Annotated in this window: 18 protein-coding genes and 1 tRNA gene; 8 read left to right on the forward strand and 11 right to left on the reverse strand. The window is 40.4% G+C overall.

What is annotated here, in order from left to right; all coding sequences use genetic code 11:
* Positions 1–478: 478 nt before the first annotated feature.
* The 7 genes from V7L01_RS29345 (at position 479) to V7L01_RS29375 (ending at position 4,737) form a co-directional block, all read left to right on the forward strand.
* On the forward strand, positions 479–751 hold the full coding sequence (locus tag V7L01_RS29345) for a hypothetical protein (protein ID WP_012410874.1): 273 nt from the start codon (positions 479–481) through the stop codon (positions 749–751).
* Between the two features lie 13 nt (positions 752–764).
* On the forward strand, positions 765–1,442 hold the full coding sequence (locus tag V7L01_RS29350) for an ABC transporter ATP-binding protein (RefSeq protein WP_334720748.1): 678 nt from the start codon (positions 765–767) through the stop codon (positions 1,440–1,442).
* 290 nt (positions 1,443–1,732) lie between these two features.
* Positions 1,733–2,284 (forward strand): NYN domain-containing protein, encoded by a 552-nt coding sequence (locus tag V7L01_RS29355; RefSeq protein ID WP_289798693.1) that lies wholly within the window; start codon positions 1,733–1,735, stop codon positions 2,282–2,284.
* Between the two features lie 144 nt (positions 2,285–2,428).
* A tRNA-Asn gene (locus tag V7L01_RS29360) sits at positions 2,429–2,500 on the forward strand.
* Positions 2,501–2,524: 24 nt separating this feature from the next.
* Complete coding sequence (locus V7L01_RS29365) at positions 2,525–3,700, forward strand: aminotransferase class V-fold PLP-dependent enzyme (protein ID WP_335041191.1); 1,176 nt, start codon at positions 2,525–2,527, stop codon at positions 3,698–3,700.
* 295 nt (positions 3,701–3,995) lie between these two features.
* A complete protein-coding gene (locus V7L01_RS29370) occupies positions 3,996–4,460 on the forward strand; it encodes a hypothetical protein (protein ID WP_335041193.1) in 465 nt (154 codons plus the stop codon).
* Between the two features lie 79 nt (positions 4,461–4,539).
* On the forward strand, positions 4,540–4,737 hold the full coding sequence (locus V7L01_RS29375; protein ID WP_335041196.1) for a hypothetical protein: 198 nt from the start codon (positions 4,540–4,542) through the stop codon (positions 4,735–4,737).
* Between the two features lie 57 nt (positions 4,738–4,794).
* Here the strand turns inward: V7L01_RS29375 and V7L01_RS29380 are convergent, their stop codons facing one another.
* Positions 4,795–5,637 carry a M56 family metallopeptidase gene (locus V7L01_RS29380; protein ID WP_335041263.1) on the reverse strand — a complete coding sequence of 281 codons (843 nt, stop codon included), beginning with the start codon at positions 5,635–5,637 and terminating at the stop codon, positions 4,795–4,797.
* Entirely contained in the window at positions 5,637–6,056 is a 420-nt protein-coding gene (locus V7L01_RS29385; protein WP_118169357.1) for a BlaI/MecI/CopY family transcriptional regulator, read from the reverse strand. The genes V7L01_RS29380 and V7L01_RS29385 overlap by 1 nt, the downstream gene beginning before the upstream one ends.
* A gap of 335 nt (positions 6,057–6,391) precedes the next feature.
* On the opposite strand from V7L01_RS29385, the gene V7L01_RS29390 reads away from it, so the two are divergent.
* Complete coding sequence (locus V7L01_RS29390; RefSeq protein WP_335041199.1) at positions 6,392–7,132, forward strand: 2-phosphosulfolactate phosphatase family protein; 741 nt, start codon at positions 6,392–6,394, stop codon at positions 7,130–7,132.
* Between the two features lie 62 nt (positions 7,133–7,194).
* Here the strand turns inward: V7L01_RS29390 and rfbD are convergent, their stop codons facing one another.
* The 9 genes from rfbD to V7L01_RS29435 form a co-directional block, all read right to left on the reverse strand.
* A complete protein-coding gene (gene rfbD / locus V7L01_RS29395; RefSeq protein ID WP_335041201.1) occupies positions 7,195–8,085 on the reverse strand; it encodes a dTDP-4-dehydrorhamnose reductase in 891 nt (296 codons plus the stop codon).
* A gap of 158 nt (positions 8,086–8,243) precedes the next feature.
* Positions 8,244–8,789 carry a dTDP-4-dehydrorhamnose 3,5-epimerase gene (gene rfbC, locus V7L01_RS29400; protein ID WP_335041203.1) on the reverse strand — a complete coding sequence of 182 codons (546 nt, stop codon included), beginning with the start codon at positions 8,787–8,789 and terminating at the stop codon, positions 8,244–8,246.
* A gap of 118 nt (positions 8,790–8,907) precedes the next feature.
* Positions 8,908–9,984: a glucose-1-phosphate thymidylyltransferase gene (locus V7L01_RS29405; protein ID WP_335041205.1), complete on the reverse strand. Its 1,077-nt coding sequence runs from the start codon at positions 9,982–9,984 to the stop codon at positions 8,908–8,910.
* A 99-nt stretch (positions 9,985–10,083) separates the two neighbouring features.
* The gene (locus tag V7L01_RS29410; protein WP_335041207.1) at positions 10,084–11,178 is read right to left on the reverse strand and encodes a glycosyltransferase family 4 protein; all 1,095 of its coding nucleotides are present in this window, start codon (positions 11,176–11,178) and stop codon (positions 10,084–10,086) included.
* Positions 11,178–12,338 (reverse strand): glycosyltransferase family 4 protein, encoded by a 1,161-nt coding sequence (locus V7L01_RS29415; RefSeq protein ID WP_335041209.1) that lies wholly within the window; start codon positions 12,336–12,338, stop codon positions 11,178–11,180. Before V7L01_RS29415 ends, V7L01_RS29410 begins: the two co-directional genes overlap by 1 nt.
* Positions 12,339–12,346: 8 nt before the next feature.
* Positions 12,347–13,318 (reverse strand): GDP-mannose 4,6-dehydratase, encoded by a 972-nt coding sequence (locus V7L01_RS29420; protein ID WP_335041211.1) that lies wholly within the window; start codon positions 13,316–13,318, stop codon positions 12,347–12,349.
* Between the two features lie 183 nt (positions 13,319–13,501).
* Positions 13,502–15,592: a hypothetical protein gene (locus tag V7L01_RS29425; protein WP_335041213.1), complete on the reverse strand. Its 2,091-nt coding sequence runs from the start codon at positions 15,590–15,592 to the stop codon at positions 13,502–13,504.
* Positions 15,593–15,699: 107 nt separating this feature from the next.
* Positions 15,700–16,416, reverse strand: coding sequence for a glycosyltransferase family 2 protein (locus tag V7L01_RS29430; protein ID WP_335041215.1), 717 nt, complete (start codon positions 16,414–16,416; stop codon positions 15,700–15,702).
* 85 nt (positions 16,417–16,501) lie between these two features.
* Positions 16,502–17,737 (reverse strand): glycosyltransferase, encoded by a 1,236-nt coding sequence (locus tag V7L01_RS29435; protein WP_335041217.1) that lies wholly within the window; start codon positions 17,735–17,737, stop codon positions 16,502–16,504.
* Between the last annotated feature and the right edge of the window lie 25 nt (positions 17,738–17,762).

The raw sequence follows: 17,762 nt of genomic DNA on the forward strand, positions 1-17,762 counted from the left end.
GACCAACCTACGAATACGAAGCGATCGCGCTTGAGCCAGTCGTCTAGAACGTCAAACCACCCTCTACCGGGGGCGCGTCCAACTGCGATGGTCATTAGAGCAAATCTCCAAATGTTTATAAGTACAGGTTGTATCTGTATTATAGATGGCTAAATTAAAGCCTTCCATAAGCAGAAAGTTAACCGGGTTGTTAACCTAGTTTACAATTTTTTACACACCTTTAATCATATTAGGTGTAAATCGCTAATTTTTCTAGGGGTTTTGTCATAAAAATTAATTTTTTATCTAGATGAGGTGGAAAGTGGGAAGTAGGGAAGAAGCAAGGGAGCAGAGGAGCAGGGGAGAAGTTGCAGTAAGTTTTTCTCTTCTGCCTCTTTCTCCATGCCCTATGCCCCATACCTAATCCCCAATCCCCATTTCCCTAGAATCAGTCAGCTGACGCTAAAATGAGTCCACAGTTAAATTTGATTATTGCTAAATGTTTACCATCGATTTAAGCATCAGAAACACTGCTTTCCCTATCTCGGTACAACGTAAGTCAGCAGAGGATGCCGAGGCTGTCTATCAGCTAATTTTGGCAGCAATCCGTTCTGGGAACCCTGACATTGTAGAACTCAAGTGCGAGGGCAAGACAGAGAAGAAAATTGCTGTCCGCGCTAGTGAAATTTCTGGGGTGCAGATTGTTCAGAAAGATGGTACAACCCCTGGCGGTGGCAGACCACCTGGCTTTTTCGCTGTAGCTGCTGAGTAACCAAGGTTGACAAATGGCTCAAGTGGGCATTGAGGTCAAGGATTTAAATTTCAGTTGGCCTAATGGAGAGAAAGTTATCAAATCTTGCTCTTTAGAAGTACCCAAGGGTGAGTTTTGGATGCTCTTGGGTACAAATGGCAGTGGAAAATCTACTTTACTGAGACTGCTGGCGGGGTTATTAGCTCCTGAATCTGGCGAAATTCGGCTTTTGCAACCAGTTGGCTTTGTCTTCCAAAATCCAGATCATCAACTGGTGATGCCAACAGTTGGTGCTGATGTGGCTTTTGGATTGGTGGAAGAAAAGTTGCCACCTGCTGCTACCAGAGCCAGGGTTGAGGAGGCGCTTGGAGCGGTGAATTTGCTTACTTTGCAACGACGCCCTATCTATGCACTTTCTGGGGGACAAAAACAGCGAGTCGCGATCGCAGGTGCGATCGCCCGTCGCTGTGAAGTCTTATTATTAGATGAACCCACTGCTTTACTAGATCCAGATAGCCAGTTGGATTTAGTTGCTGGTGTCCGTCGCCTTGTCAAAAGTCGAGGTATTACAGCCCTGTGGGTGACACATCGATTAGATGAGCTAAATTACTGTGACGGTGCTTTCTTGCTAGAAAAAGGCTCTCTAGTAGATAGTGGTGAAGCCCAACGCCTCAAACAACGTCTGATGGAGGTGCACAGCGAAGCCTCTTAATTAAGTGCTGAGTGCTGAGTAATCGAGTGCTGAGTAAATTAAGTAAAATTCATTGCACGCGCTAAACCCTAGCTATCCGTTAACAGCACTCCTAAACACTAATAACAAAGAACTAGGACGCGCCTTTATTTAAAAGGCGCGTTTTAAGTTGGTGCGTCTGTCTTAGGGTTTAGTTTTGTGAGGCTACCGTATTTTTTATTCTATGTAGCATAGTGTTACAGACTATGCATCAATTATTATAAAACTTATGAATGAATTTTGTTAACTCTAGAAAATTGTGATCAAAAACCATGCCCCGTTCCTTACTCCAAGCCGTTTTGTTAGTGGACGGCTACAATATCATAGGCGCTTGGCCTTGCCTTAAAAAAACGCGTGATAGCGTTGGACTAGAGGCTGCACGGGGCGAACTTGTGGAAGCGATGACTGGTTATAGTGCGTTTCAAGGTTACACAACTCAGATAGTTTTTGATGCCCAATATCAGAATACCTCTAGTAATAAAGAAATTATTACTGAGCTTTTATCTGTTTATTACACTGATTTTGGGCAAACCGCAGATACTTATATTGAAAAATCCTGCGCTTCTTTTCGCCACCAAATAGCCCAATCTTTGATTTCGCGTGTGATTGTTGCTACATCAGATCGGGCACAGCAGTTGATGATCCAAGGGTATGGGGCTGAATGGTTGTCAGCACAGCAACTCTGTGGGGAAGTGGAAACCACTGTTTGCCGAATGCGACAAAAGTATCATACGCGCAAACAATCTAAGAGTCGGTTTTTAGCTAATGCCATTGATGCTAAAGCGCGGCAGCGTCTGGCTGAATTACGAATGGGATTACAGTAGATATTTAATATCTCAGAGTCTCTGCTTAAGTTCCTGAATAAATTTTGGCTGCAAAATTTCTCTAAATTAACTATCTAAAAAAAATATTGGCGAAAGTACTTGCCAAATCCTATTTTTAGCCCTACTATTATAAATCGTGAGTGGTCCTCAGTAGCTCAGTGGTAGAGCGATCGACTGTTAATCGATTGGTCGCTGGTTCGAATCCAGCCTGGGGAGTTTATCAATTTTGGATTTTAAATTTTGGATTCTAGATTATCCATCAGAGACTTATGGTCGCTTGAATCGGCTGTGACGTTTCTGAATCATGGGTCTTTTGGTGCTTGTCCTAAACAAGTGCTGGAGTTTCAACAAAGACTGCGATCGCAGATCGAACATGAACCCTTACGCTTTTTTGGTAGGGAATGGGAACCTCTGCTAGATGATGCCAGAAGTAAGCTGGCGGCGTTTGTGGGTGCTGATGTACAAGATTTGGTATTTGTCCCCAATGCGACGACTGGCGTTAATTCGGTGTTAAGGTCGCTGACATTTTCACCAGAGGACGAAATACTTACAACTAATCACGAATATAATGCTTGCCGCAATGCACTTGATTTTATTGCCAGTCGCACTGGTGCGCGGGTGGTAGTGGCAAAAATTCCTTTCCCCATTGACTCGCCACAGCAAGTAATCGCAGCAGTAATTGAGCGAGTTTCACCAAAAACACGATTAGCACTTTTGGATCATGTTACCAGTCAGACAGGGCTAATTTTCCCGATTCAAGAGTTGGCGAAGCAGTTGCAACAACGGGGTGTAGATACATTGGTCGATGGGGCACATGCGCCTGGAATGATTTCTCTCGATTTGCGGGAGATTGGCGCAACTTATTACACGGGGAATTGTCATAAATGGCTGTGTGCGCCCAAGGGGGCAGCATTTTTGTATGTGCGACGAGATAAACAGTCAGAAATTCGTCCTCTGACAATTAGCCACGGGACAAATTCGCCACGCACTGATAAAACCCGCTTTCAGTTGGAATTTGACTGGACAGGTACAGACGATCCTACAGCTTATATGTCTGTACCGGAAGCGATCGCTTTTATGGGTTCGTTGCTACCTGGTGGGTGGACAGAATTGAGACAGCAAAATCATCAGCTAGTGTTGCAGGGAAGACAGCTACTTTGTGAAGCGCTGGGAGTGCAGCCGCCTTGTCCAGAGGAGATGATTGGTTCAATGGCAGTTGTGCCAATGCCTGCGACTTTGGAAAACCGTGATTTCATGTCTGTACATGATGAGTTGTTTGATAAGTTTGGTATTCAAGTGCAGGTGATGCCGTGGCAGGAACAACCTCGGCTGTTGGTAAGGATTTCGGCGCAGATTTACAATAGTTTAGAGCAGTATGAGTATTTAGCAAAGGTGTTAAAGGGATTGTGCTGTTAATCTAGTTTAGGAAACTGGCGATCGCATCAAGGGTACGTTTTGCACTTTTAGCAGTATTGGCGTATTTGCCAAATAAATATTTTTATCCGATACCACGTTTAAGGCAAGAGACGCGATAAATCGCCGTCTCTACAAATCGGTCTTTCGTAGAAACGGTGATTCATCGTGTCTTGGCGGTCTGCAAAGAGATTATGGGGCTCAACAGAAGTGGATTTTACTTTTTAGTGGTTCACAGGAGTTATCTGAACTTGATGATTACTGGAGTGACTATCTAATTAACACCCGTGCTTTGCGAATGACCTACTTGCACGAGTTAGAAGCCCGCGATTTGATTCAACAGCCAGTAGAGAACTTCAGCGATATCTATGAACCAACTGCTGTAGATGAAATTATCCAAGTTACTCGCTGTCAACCTGATCTCGTTCAGTTGGTATGTTATGAGTTGGTGGAGTTGCTAAACCGCGATATCAGAAAAAATAGGCGAGAAGCAGATACAGCAAAAGCTACTGCACAGGATGTTAAAGAAGTTATACCTGTTGTGCTGGAGCGAGGCGATCGGTATTTTCGGGAATTATGGACGAGTTTAGCAGAGAGCGATCGCTCTCTCCTACGCAGGATAATCCACGGGCAAACTCCCACACAGCAAGACAAAGGCGTTGTCCGCAAACTAACGCGAAAAGAAATCTTGACTCAAGAAGGCAATGCTTTTCAAGTGCCTTTAGTACAAAAATATATAGAACAGTTGCTAGAAGAAGAGTAATGGTGTAGAGGCGAATAAAGTTTTCATCGTTATCGTCGTAACCGACATCGCTACAGACATAACCAATGTTGCTACAGTCATGACGGAAGTTGCTACAGCTTGCGCGAAACACGGTAACGTCAAAGCGGAAGTTACTACAGGGAAAGCAGAAGTTGCTACAGCTTGCGCGAAACACGGTAACGTCAAAGCAGAAGTTACTATAGGGAAAGCAGAAGTCACTACAGACACGACCGATGTCGCTACCGTCGCAGCTTTGGGCTGTAGTGGCTTTTTATAGCAGTTGAAATATAGTTATGCTTGTTGCCTATTGGCTGTTCCCTGCTATAAATTCAACTTAACTATGAAATATCACAGCCACTAGAGGCAATAACGCCAAAAGAAAACCATGCCAGGACTGCAATTGAGGTTCTTGGATTGGTTTTGGTGGCGCTAATAAGGCTTCTATTCTCTGTTCTAAGCGATCGCCTGCACCAGAGGAACCCAATGCAGCACAGCAAATTTCTGATAGTACTGGGCTGGAGCTTACCACTAATAAAAGCGATTCCGCTAGCACCAGAGGGTCAACCTGCAATGCTGCGTAACCGTCGGCACGGAGTTCGCGCAAAGCTAAAAGTTCTTCCCACAAAGGCTCTGTATTTGGCAACCATGCAGTACAGGAACGCACCCAACCCAACCAGAAAAACCAGAACGTATCCCTATAATAGTGATGCCCTTGCTCATGGGCTAAGACGCTTTCTAAATGAGCCGGTGAGAGAGTTTGCACTAATCCTTGGCTAACCACTAATTCTGGTTGCCAAAAACCAATTTGACCCGCAAACAACGCGCTCGTTTGCAGTAACCTGGCTCGTCTATCCCCAACATTCACCAAAGGACAGTTACGGGCAGATTCCACGGACTGCCAACCCTGGAAGGCAAGTTTAATACATGAAATGGCAAAAAATGCCATATAAATTAATGCCACTACATAGCTGACGGAGCCTGTGTACATCCCGCCCATTTGTCCTTGAGGCCCCATGAACAGCACGGCGATCGCAGTCATGAAAATTAGCAAGGGCGGGAAGAGAAACAAAAATAGCGATCGCTGCCACCGCAGATTCCAATTGCCTTGGGGTTGATTCCCAGCGGATCTTAACCACCAGGCAACTGCCAAAGAATTCAAAATCATTATTAGATGCATCATTTTTCCTCCCTGGCTTGGCGTGCAGATTGAATACGTTTGGCGATCGCTGCGATTTGCTCGCTAGCTGCTTCATCCAGACTATCGGCGAAGGCAGCAATAACATCGGGGTTTCCTACTGCTAGAAATCGCTGTAATTGCTCGTGAGCTTTGATTACATCTGATTGCTGCTTACTCAGCATTGGCCGCCAATAGAATGCCCGCTCTTTCTTGTCGCAGGCTAGCCAACCTTTATCAGTGAGGCGACGTAAGACGGTAGTGACAGAAGTATACGCTAATTCGCGGTTGGGATCGGCAAGGATGCGATCGTGTACATCTTTTACTGTGGCTGAACCAAGTTCCCAGATGATATTTAAAATTTCCGCTTCCAAGGGGCCTAAAGATAGTTGTTTAGGGCGGTAATCGGGTAAAGGTGCCATAGCGATTTCGATTTGAGATTTTGGATAAGCGGAGTGGAGGTGAAAATTTGAGTTTTTATTTGGCAAGCTTAGTCAGGATGCGTAGTGGTGCTAACTGGGAATGCCAAATACAGCTTTAGAAAGTCTGTTCTTGTTTTAGATTACAGGATAGTGCCCTAAATCTGAAAGTCTAAAAGCATAAAAATGGGCTTTTTGCGTATTTATGTATTAAATGGGTTACATGGTGCATTTTGATGCTAAAAAATACTTGGCGAATAATTGTGACTATAGTTAGTGACACCAACTAGGTAGAATGTTATTTGCGGCAGTACTATTTAAGCAGGTGTATCCAGCGCGTGAAGCTATTCGTATACCACACTCCTGAATTGACTCCAACGGATGAAGCGCCAGAATGTGCGATCGCAGTCGATGTCTTGCGAGCCACTAGCACAATTGCGACAGTTTTGGCAGCTGGAGGCGAAGCTGTACAAGTATTCAGCGACTTAGATCGGTTAATTGAAGTTAGCGAAAAATGGCCTCCTGAAAAACGTCTCCGGGCTGGAGAACGCGGCGGCGCAAAAGTAGCTGGCTTTGAGTTGGGTAACTCTCCCCTCGACTGCACACCAGAATTAGTGGAGGGGCGGCGTTTGTTTATCAGTACCACAAATGGTACACGTGCTTTACAACGGGTACAAGACTCCCCAAATGTATTAGCAGCAGCCTTGATTAACCGGGCAGCGGTAGTGAAATTTCTCCAAGAGTTGCAACCAAAGACAGTGTGGATTGTCGGTTCTGGTTGGGAAGGCAGCTTTTCTTTAGAGGATACAGTTTGTGCGGGTGCGATCGCTCATAGTCTTTTGGAGAAAACCACGTTGTCAGCAGAAGAACTAGCTGGTAATGATGAAGTAATAAGTGCGATCGCTCTTTACTCTCAATGGCAAGATAACTTATTGGGATTACTTCACCAAGCTAGTCACGGCCAACGATTGTTGCGTCTTGACTGTCACGAAGATTTAAAATATTGTTCCCAAACTGATATTTTGGATGTCTTGCCCATACAACATGAAACGGGAGTTTTAAAAAGTCAAAAGAAATAGAGAGTAGGAGCAGAGGAGCAGGGGAGCAGAGGAGCAGATGAGAATAATCAATGCCCAATGCCCTATGCCCCATGCTCAATTTTCAAATCTGCAAGCATTTGCCGAAGTCTTTGTCGCCAATGAGAAGGATAAGTCCCTAGAATTGCGGAAATTTTTCCACAAGCAAGGACGGAATAAGCAGGGCGACGGGCTGGTGTGGGATATTCGGCAGTTGTAATGGGGACAATACGTTCAACTTTCAAAGGGAAGCCTAGCTGTTGGGCTTCTTCAAAAATGGCAACGGCAAAATCATACCAGCTAGCAACGCCGCTATTAGTGTAGTGATAAGTGCCGCTAATTTCTGGGGTTAACTGGGGAATCGTCTGCGCTATAACTGCGGCTATATCTTGCGCCCAAGTCGGGCTACCAATTTGATCGGCGACAACACGAAGTTCTTGGCGTTCTGCACCTAGTCGCAGCATGGTTTTGACAAAGTTACTTTTGCCAAAGGTTCCATAAACCCAAGCAGTGCGGAGGATAAAGTGATGGGCGCAAGTTTCCCGAATAGCTTCTTCTCCAGCAAGTTTGGTTTTACCATAGACACTCAAAGGATTAGTCGCATCGGTTTCCTGGTATGGATTACAGCCATTACCATCAAAAACGTAATCGGTCGAAATATGAATTAGACAAGCTCCTAATTTTTGGCTTTCTTGGGCAAGAATTAGGGGTGCATTAGCATTAATAGCGGTAGCAAGTTCGGGTTCACTTTCAGCTTTGTCTACAGCAGTGTAAGCAGCAGCGTTAATAATAATTTGCGGCTGCTTGGATCTGATAACGTTGCGGAGGGTATCAGGTTGGGCAAGGTCTACTGTTGGGCGTGCTACTGAGATAACATTGCCGTTAGATGAGAGTATTTGTTGTAGTTCTTGACCCACTTGACCATTGCTACCAATCAGCAAAATTGATTTAGTCATTTGTCATTTGTCTAAGAGAAGCCATGCCCACTCTTTAACTTGGTTTGAATTAGTTCGATGAAAGACAAAGTTTTTCTGCACACTATAAAAGTAAGCTTAGGGTATAGCAAGAGGCTGGGCATCTGACAAAATCCAATGACCAATGACCAATGACTACGTTAATCAAATACTTCAGCAGTTCTCAAAGGTTTACCAGCTTGGTCTTTAGTTGATAAAATTGGTGGCGCACTTAAGGGCCAATCTATCGCTAAATCTGGATCGTTCCATAGAATTGTGCGATCGCTTTGGGGTGCGTAATAATCTGTAGTTTTGTAGAGAACTTCAGCTACTTCTGAAAGGACGAGGAAGCCATGAGCAAAGCCCAATGGTATCCACAGTATGCGTTTGTTCTCAGCACTGAGTTCAGAACCCACCCATTTACCAAAGGTAGGAGAGCTTTTTCTAATATCTACAGCTACGTCAAAAATAGTACCGACAACAGCACGGATGAGTTTTCCTTGAGGTTGTTTGATTTGATAGTGCAATCCACGTAGAACGTTTTGTTTAGAGCAAGAGTGGTTATCTTGGACGAAGTTTGTAACAATCCCAATTTCTTGAGCAAATCTCTGCTGGTTGTAAGCTTCAAAAAAGAAACCGCGATCGTCTGCAAATACTTGGGGTTCAATTTGCAGAACTTCAGGAATCTTGGTATTTACAATGCTCATTAATAATATTTATCGGATGTGACGCAGTGTTGTGATTGTTAGATGAATTTCGCATTCATATTTTACAGGCACTGTGTTCCAACTTTGACTGTGGCTTGTCCTATTTTTAACAAGCAAATTACGTTAATTCAATTTGACAGTCATCGCCAATCAGAAATCGCAAGGCTTTAGGGCGACGGGGTGCAAGACTCAATTGTGCCCTTTGTCCAATCACACTATCAATAATGCGCTGATGGATTCCGGCAATTTTAGCACCTTCTAAAATCACACTGTGTTCTAAATCGGTATCAATGAGGGTGACATTATTAGCAATACTACTATAAGGCCCAATAAAGCAGTTTTCTAAATGACAATTGCTACCAATGACTACTGGCCCCCGAATTGTGCAGTTAATTACTTGAGATTTTGCACCGATTTGCACTCGTCCAATAATCTGGCTTTGAGAATCGATTTCGCCCACAACTGATGCTGTCAGATAAGTATCGAGAATCAATCGGTTAGCTTCTAATAAGTCATCTTTTTTGCCAGTATCTAGCCACCAACCTTGAAGATTGTAGGCTACAACCTGCTTTTTCTGATTGATTAAGTATTGAATGGCATCAGTTATTTCCAGTTCGCCTCTGGTGGAAGGTTGGATATTGGCGATCGCATCATAAATCAGGTGAGAAAAGAAATAAACCCCTACCAATGCCAGATTTGAGGGAGGAACTTTGGGTTTTTCAATTAACTGTAATACCCTTCCTGTTTCATCTACCTGGGCCACACCAAAGGCACTAGGGTTGGCAACCGAACGTAAGAGAATCAAAGCATCTGGCTTTTGTTGGCTAAATTGTTGCAGGAAGTAACTTAACTCACCTAGTTGAATCAGGTTATCGCCCAAGTACATGACAAAGGGAGAATCACCTAAAAAAGAACGAGCTACTTGGACGGCGTGAGCAAGTCCAAGTGGCTTATCTTGTACGATGTAGGTGATGTTCGCTCCAAAGGATTCTCCATTTCCAGTTTTTCCTTGAACTTCTGCCCCGGTTTCTGGACTGATAATGATGCCAATATCACTAATACCAGCCGCGACCATTTCTTCAATGCCATACCATAAAACAGGTTTGTTAGCAACTGGTACAAGTTGTTTTGCCCCGCTATAGGTGAGGGGACGTAAGCGTGTACCTTTACCGCCAGAAAGAATTAATGCTTTCATCAGGATTTAGGATTAATTATCGAGTCATTAGTCAAGATAATCTGAAAACTTGACAAAATCTCAAATCATTGCATTTAAATTCTGGCGTTAGTTTATCTTTTATATGTAACGGGATAACACTTCGACAGTTGCTTTCCCTGTTTTTTCCCAACTGAATTTTTGAGAGTGAATGATACCTTGTCTAGAAAGGCGCGATCGCAATTCCGAATTAGTTGCGATCGCCTGCATCGCCTCTGTAATTTCTCCAGTGTTGTAGGGATCGATTAGAATCGCTGCATCGCCAGCCACTTCAGGTAAAGAAGAGAGATTGGAGGTAATGACGGGAGTACCGCAAGCCATTGCTTCGAGGACAGGTAAACCAAAACCTTCCCAAAGGCTAGGAAAAACCAGAGCGATCGCTTGATTGATGATTTTTGGCAATTCGCTATATGGTACATAGTCAAGGAACTTCACCTGATTAGTTACACCCAATTCTGCAACTTGCACTTTTAAAGTCGGGGTGTAACGCGAATCAACTGGCCCTACTAACCATAGTTCATAGTCTTTACAGTTAGGTAACGCCGCAAAAGCACTGATGAGTCGCTCGATATTTTTGTAAGGATCTTGGCGGCCAATGTAGAGAAAGTAGTTGCTGGTGGGGAGGTTGAGAGGAAGGAAGTGAGTGCGATCGTGCGCTAAAGGAATCGCAGTAATTTTGCTGGCAGGAATTTGGTAAAAATCAGTGATGTCTTTAGCCGTACTCTGGGAGATGCAAATAATATGTTGTGCTTGCTTAAGGACTTGAGGAGTGTAGTAGCGGTGGTAAGGTGTAAGTGGTGAGAAGCGTTTAGCAAAGCGCAACGGAATCATATCAAAAGATGTGACGATAAAACGGCAGTTGCTATAAAGGGGTGCTTCCGGTAACGGGGAGAATAAAAAACTTGATTTGAGGTTTTTATATATTTGTGGTAGTTGAAATTGTGTCCAAATGAGGCGGTTAAAATGACCTTTAGTGCCGTAGTCTGGTGTTAAATTTGACGGGATTGGATAGCAGTCAAAATCGGGATATTTTTGCGCTACTAATAGAGTGGGTTGCAAAGATTTTAAATAAGGAAAAAGGTTTTGAGCATAGTTGCCTATACCTGTTGGTTGAGATAAGAGAATAGATAAGTTAATAATTAATTGTTTGGCAGAGGTATTATCTACTATTTTCATTAAATAATGGTTCTGTAAGCGTTTAATGTTTCTTTTGCCGTTCTTTCCCAAGAAAATAATTTTGCTCTGGCTTTCCCTTTATTAATTAATTCTTGGCGTAACTGGGAATCACTGATTACTTTCAGTATCGCTTCCCCTAGCTCGATAGGGTTATTAGGGTCAACTAATATAGCAGCATCTCCTGTAACTTCTGGAATTGAAGAAGTATTGGAACTAATCACAGGAACACCTAGAGTCATTGCTTCCAGTACGGGTAAACCAAACCCTTCGTAATGAGATGGATAAACAAAGACATCAGCTTTAGAGTAAAATAATGCAACTAATTCATTAGATAGGTAATTAAGATGATGAATTTGGTTTGCCCAAGGCGAATTTTCAATAGCCGCAAATATCGGTTCGTAATTCCATCCTTTCCTACCAATCAATATTAATTGATGTTCAATTTTATACTTTTCTTTTAAAAGATTAAATGCTGTAATTATATTATTAATATTTTTTCTTGGCTCTATTGTGCTGACAAAAAGTAGATATGGCTTGGAAAAATCATAATTAGCTTGTTTTTCTAGAATTTGGGCAACTTCCTCAGACAAGTAATTAGGATAGTAGCGACTAGCTAAAGGTGTGACATAGACTTTTTCTGGGTCTACTTGTAAATATTCAATAATATCTTTTTTAGAGCTTTCTGAAATAGTTAAAACTAAATCTGTCCACTGTAAACATCGCTTTACCCTTTTTGTATATGTTTTTACGACTGAATCTGTATAGTTAGGATATTTAATAAAAGTCAGATCGTATATATTCATTACCTTTAAACTATTTTGACAGGGATAAACTGAGTAATTTGTACCATGTAATATATCGGGATAACCAAAATATTTTTCAAAGTAAGATAAACTAGGTTTAAAAGCTAAAGCTAATAATAAATCTGAGACTCTTACAGGTAAAGGCAAGAGATACTGTTGAGAAGAATTTTTAAAGCATTCAGGAACAATGAAGTCACCCCGAAGCCAATTTTTTAATCCTGGTTGATAGACTACTCCTAACTGAAAATTTTCCTCTTTTTGTAATACATCAAGAGCGCATATTAAATTAGCAATATAAAAGCCAACCCCACTAGGTTTTGAATCCACTGGGGTGGCATCAACTACAACTTTTAGCATCAGAATATTTAAGCTCCGCCGTTGCTTAATTTTTTTAGATCGTAATCAACCATTAACTCAACCAATTGCTCAAAAGAATGCTGAGGCTGCCAACCTAACTCCATCTTAATTTTATTAATAGAACCAACTAACTGCACAGGTTCATCAGAGCGATAAAAAGCAGGGTCAACTGAGACATAATCTTGCCAGTTTAGACCAACGCTGTTAAAAGCACACTCAACGAGTTCTCTGACAGAGTGAGTTTCACCACTAGCGATAATATAGTCATCAGGTTGTGCTTGCTGCAACATCAACCACATAGCGTAAACAGCATCTTTGGCGTAGCACCAATCACGACGGGCATCTAGGTTGCCTAATTTTAGTTCATTTGCCAAACCTAATTTAATTTGGGCAGCTGCATGCGTGATTTTGCGAAATACAAATTCTGTGCCACGTCGAGGCGATTCGTGAGTATAAGTAATACCACAACAGTTGTAAAGGTTGTATTTCTGCCGATAGTTGACAGTCATCCAGTGAGCGTATGCTTTGGCAACACCATAAGGGTTGCGCGGACGAAAGGCGGTGCGTTCAGCTTGAGGCGATTCATCAGGTTGACCAAAAACTTCACTACTAGATGCTTGATAGAATCTGGCATCTGGTTTGCAGCGACGAATAGATTCTAAGAGGCGGGAGACACCTAGAGCTGTATATTCAGCAGTGAGAGCAGGTTGTGTCCAAGAGAGAGGAACGTAGCTTTGAGAGGCGAGATTATAAATCTCGTCAGGTTGAGCTTCCGTAATCACATCCATTAATGATGATTGATCTAAAAGATCGCCAGAAAGGATTTGGATATCACCAGAAAGATGATTGACGCGCTCAAGATTACTGGAACTTGAGCGGCGGACTAATCCGAAGACTTGATAGCCTTTGGTTAATAGTAGTTCAGCAAGATAAGAGCCATCTTGTCCAGTTAAGCCAGTAATCAGAGCTTTTTTAGTCACAGTTCTAAGCCTACTTTTAAAAAACTAAAAGTTAAAAAGTTCTTCAGTACTTATAGCAAACTATTAGTTACACTCCCAAGCTTTGTTTTAAAATAAAATATAACCTAAGGAAATAGATGGAGAAGCAATACTTAAATTGACTCAAGTGAGAAGCAGAATATATGTAATACCGCAAATTAAAAACTAAGAATCTGATATAACAGTTACATCGATTTTAGGGTATGAAGATTGCTTATCGCTAAACCAAGCAACCGTTTCTTGCACCATTGTTAAAATGAGAGTATATTTTCCTGGTGTAGTAGGTGGTTTGATAACTGCATTAATTGCTAGCGACTCTCCAGGAGCTACATCAAAAGGCAGTTGAGTTCGATTCCCCTGAATATTAGTTGACTTCCCTTGAGAGTCTATCCCTATCCATTTATAAGAAAGATTAGTTGGTTTATCTCCTTTATTAGACCATAAAAAGTTACTTGTGTTTTTTACTATAATTGGTACTTTTTTTGGCAAATTAATTACCATAATTTTCGGATAATCAAAAACTTTAATTTCCTGTTTAAATATTTGTTCTATTGGCAATTGAATTCTGTAAGAAATAAAATTGCTGGATACGATCGTGTTTTGTTGAAGTGCTAATGTAGCAAGAAAACTATCTTTTTGTTCTAATGATTTTGGAAATATAACGCATAATTTACCAGAAATATTTTTATTAAAAAAACTTAACCAGTTTAGCACTTGAGATATGCTTAAGGGTTGTCCTATATCACCATAGTTAGGTGGAGGAGCAGAAGAATAACCGTTTACAACTGGAATGTTTGCTTCTATTCCAGCCCACATTGCTGTTAACTGATCGATATAAAAAGGCTTTTCAACGTTTGAAGATAAATATGCAACGTTACAACCTTGTTTCATTAAACTGCTAATTTCTGTAGTTTCTTTCAGTAATGGAGCTTTTTCGTAGTTAGGTAAATTGAATATAAGCTGCTCTGATATACCTATTAGACAAAATATACTTACTATAACTAACTTGAAAAGACGGCGCTTGATAATTACTGTTGATTGTAATAAAGAATCAAAACATAATATTCCAGCAACCAATAAATAAAAATATGCAACTGACCATATTCTAGTAATTGCCCTGATTACAGAGGCTCCAGGTACAACTTCATAAATTATTCTCCAAAGTGATATCCCAAAAGGTAGGCGCAGTGACAAACAAAACAAAGTAATAAAGACAAAAAAGCATACTTTTACAAGTAATGCTCTTTGAACAGTTAATATATTATACGATTTAAATAGTGTATATACAGAAACTCCTATTAATAAAAAAATTATGATCCCAGCAAACATGCGATGTTCTCCTGGCCATGGCATTGGTAAGCTTTTAGAAACCCAGGAAAGTAAAGGTGCCCAAAGACTACCAGGAGCAACTGCAAACCAAGAAGAAATTCTGGGAAGCATTGTATCTACTTCTGAGTATGATCTTTTCCCTAAAGCTGACTTGGCTTCCAAATATGGAAGTAGGGTAACAAACATTGTTGCTGCCCATACTACAATAATTGCGATCGTTGCCTTGTAATCAGCTCGACAGTATGATAAAAGATTATGGCGGACTGATGCTGGAGCTAATTTGTAAGCTATGGCAAAAAATATAGGTAAACTAAATAGTAAAAACCAACCTAAGTAAATTCCGGCAAGTACTTGCAGATAAATTAGCAGCAAAAACAATGTTATCTTTTTTCGAGTTGGTTGCAGGAAAAATTCCCACCCTACAAGAAAAGCTAGAGGTGTAAAAAACTGGGGTAGTAATTGCTGATGCCCAATTTGATTAATTCTAGGCATACTGAAGGCAAACAGTAAGGCTCCTAAAGCGCTCAATAAATGGCTTACCTGATATCTCCGCATTAAAAGAGCGAAGCTAGCAAAACAAAGAATACAAACAGCAATCATCCATATTTGAAATGCAACATCGGCTGATAAAAATAATCTAAATAACCAATATATAGGAGCAGATCCAAATAGATTGTCTGATAAAGCCAGAACATTTTTGTAAGGATAAAAAAAGGCTGGCGACCATAAACCACCTGCATAGTCTTTATTTATCAATAATTGAAAAGAATGCTCTAAAAAGTAATTGTTTAGTCTAGTATCCCCAGGATCGGTTTGCATCAGAGTGAATCTACTGAGGATTGTTGGATAAAATGCTATAAAAATTCCGACAAGACAAACAATAGTGTAGAGTGCAGGAATAGAAAATTTTTTTAGATTTTTATTCATTGTTTATTAAATTACTAAAAGCATAATTTTTTTAAATTGCTAATTTTAATAAACCAGCATAAAAATATTCACCCTATATTACATTACTAGGCAAATAAAATTATTTTTTATTTAGATATCTTGTCAACATAATTTTTTTTAAATAGATTGTATTTTAGTATACAATGAATAGCTCTAACTCCATCTTTCCAACCTATTTTTTTACCTTCTTTATAAGTTCGACCATAATAAGATATACCAACCTCATAAATACGACAGCCAAGTTTCGCAACCTTGGCTGTAATTTCAGGTTCAAATCCAAATCGATTTTCTTCTATTTTGATAGATTGAATAATTTCACGTCGAAAAGCCTTATAACACGTTTCCATATCTGTTAGATTTATATTGGTAAACATATTAGACAACATTGTTAAGAATCCATTGCCCACTCTGTGCCAATAGTAGACAACTCTGTGAGGTCTATCACCTTGGAAACGAGAACCGAAAACTACATCAGCTCTATTATCAATAATCGGCCTAATCAATAAGGGATATTCTTGCGGATCGTACTCTAAATCTGCGTCTTGAACTATAACAATATCTCCAGTAGCCGCAGCAAAACCAGTTCTTAAAGCTGCACCTTTACCTCTGTTTTTATGATGGTAAATTACTTGGTCTACCTGTGACTCTACTTTTAATTTAAGTAACTCTCTCGTACCATCTATTGAACAATCATCTACTATAATAATTTCACAATTTTTTACAGGCGATGCCTTGACGGCTTCTACAACTTTGCTAATAGTTCCCAATTCGTTGTAACAAGGAATAACAACAGATAGCTTCATACAGTAATTAACTCCTCTTCTATCAGTAGTACAAAAATGTTTATCTAAAACTATCTATTTAGAATTAAATTTATAAAAGAGAGAATTAATTACTAATAAAATGTATTGCTTGAGCAATTTTTTCTATCTGTATATCCAGTGTTTTGTAATCCATCCAATTACTTAATTCTTCTCCTATTTTGTCTATTAATTGATCCGCTATTACACTACATCGAAACCTTTGAATTTTTTGTCCAAAACTCACGATCGCCTGAGCATAAATTTCTGGGTTATGTTCCTTCCGTAAAATTTTCTGCCCATTTTTTCCCATTTTTGTGAAGTATTTGGGATTCACCAAAAAACTTTTGAGATGCTTTTGGATATCTTCAATTTCATAATTTGGACGCACAAATGCAACAGTGTCTTCCGATTGTTCTGCATACCAACCAACCCGTGTAACTAGACTGGGAAGTGCGTGACTCCAAATCCGAAGTTGACTCAGTGATGCTTCTCCCATAGTCGGATAGCGTAAATTAATGGCTAAATTAGCATTTTCTAAAGCCAAGTCTAACTCAGCATCCGCAACAAAATCATGTATTTTTACTATATTACTAAGTCCTAATAATTTAATTTGTTGCTCAATATAATTTTTATTCCAAACTTGCCCATATATATCTAAGAAAAACTGATTTTTTTCAGAAAAACTAGATAATGCATTAAACAAAAAATCTAACCCACGGTTTGGACCAAGATAGCCAAATACTATTAAGCGATAAGGTGCTTTATTCTTTTTACTTTGCGAATTTGCTTGCCATTCACTCATGTATGGTAATGGCGCATAGCCGACAAACCATCGCTTTTCTTGCTTAATAGTTTGGAAATCCGCTTTTGTGTGTGTGACAACACCTACTGCATTCTTTAAAGCTAAAAATGTTAGCGGATAGAGTTCAGCCATATACTCAGTTGAAATATTACCACTCGAAAACTTCACGGCTGCTTGCTCACCCTGAATTCCATAGTATTTTTTCATCTGAAATAAATAAGCATCTCGATTCGACTTTTGTTCTCGATGTAGATAGATGTTAACAAAAAAGTGCTGTAATTTAACATCATGTAAAACCACTAAACCTGGACATTGACAACTAATCTGCCATATAGCAAAGTGAAAGTCTGAATTATTGCCTATGTTATATACATTTAAATCCGCTTGGTTAATTTCAACCCAAGGAGTATTATCCAAATCATAATGGCGGACTGTGGCGTACTTTTCCAAAGATGAAATCCAGTGCTGTTGATCTGTCCACAGAACAATTTCAGCATATTTTTGCAAAGCAGGAATCAATTGAGATGTATACTCAGCAATACCG

Source organism: Nostoc sp. (assembly GCF_036917095.1).
Classification (GTDB): domain Bacteria; phylum Cyanobacteriota; class Cyanobacteriia; order Cyanobacteriales; family Nostocaceae; genus Nostoc.

Excerpts from the sequence above, each read along its gene's own strand:
- V7L01_RS29345 (WP_012410874.1), top strand. The coding sequence starts at position 479 with ATGTTTACCATCGATTTAAGCATCAGAAACACTGCTTTCCCTATCTCG.
- V7L01_RS29350 (WP_334720748.1), top strand. The coding sequence starts at position 765 with ATGGCTCAAGTGGGCATTGAGGTCAAGGATTTAAATTTCAGTTGGCCT.
- V7L01_RS29355 (WP_289798693.1), top strand. The coding sequence starts at position 1,733 with ATGCCCCGTTCCTTACTCCAAGCCGTTTTGTTAGTGGACGGCTACAAT.
- V7L01_RS29370 (WP_335041193.1), top strand. The coding sequence starts at position 3,996 with ATGACCTACTTGCACGAGTTAGAAGCCCGCGATTTGATTCAACAGCCA.
- V7L01_RS29375 (WP_335041196.1), top strand. The coding sequence starts at position 4,540 with ATGACGGAAGTTGCTACAGCTTGCGCGAAACACGGTAACGTCAAAGCG.
- V7L01_RS29380 (WP_335041263.1), bottom strand. The coding sequence starts at position 5,637 with ATGCATCTAATAATGATTTTGAATTCTTTGGCAGTTGCCTGGTGGTTA.
- V7L01_RS29385 (WP_118169357.1), bottom strand. The coding sequence starts at position 6,056 with ATGGCACCTTTACCCGATTACCGCCCTAAACAACTATCTTTAGGCCCC.
- rfbD (WP_335041201.1), bottom strand. The coding sequence starts at position 8,085 with ATGACTAAATCAATTTTGCTGATTGGTAGCAATGGTCAAGTGGGTCAA.
- rfbC (WP_335041203.1), bottom strand. The coding sequence starts at position 8,789 with ATGAGCATTGTAAATACCAAGATTCCTGAAGTTCTGCAAATTGAACCC.
- V7L01_RS29405 (WP_335041205.1), bottom strand. The coding sequence starts at position 9,984 with ATGAAAGCATTAATTCTTTCTGGCGGTAAAGGTACACGCTTACGTCCC.
- V7L01_RS29410 (WP_335041207.1), bottom strand. The coding sequence starts at position 11,178 with ATGAAAATAGTAGATAATACCTCTGCCAAACAATTAATTATTAACTTA.
- V7L01_RS29415 (WP_335041209.1), bottom strand. The coding sequence starts at position 12,338 with ATGCTAAAAGTTGTAGTTGATGCCACCCCAGTGGATTCAAAACCTAGT.
- V7L01_RS29425 (WP_335041213.1), bottom strand. The coding sequence starts at position 15,592 with ATGAATAAAAATCTAAAAAAATTTTCTATTCCTGCACTCTACACTATT.
- V7L01_RS29430 (WP_335041215.1), bottom strand. The coding sequence starts at position 16,416 with ATGAAGCTATCTGTTGTTATTCCTTGTTACAACGAATTGGGAACTATT.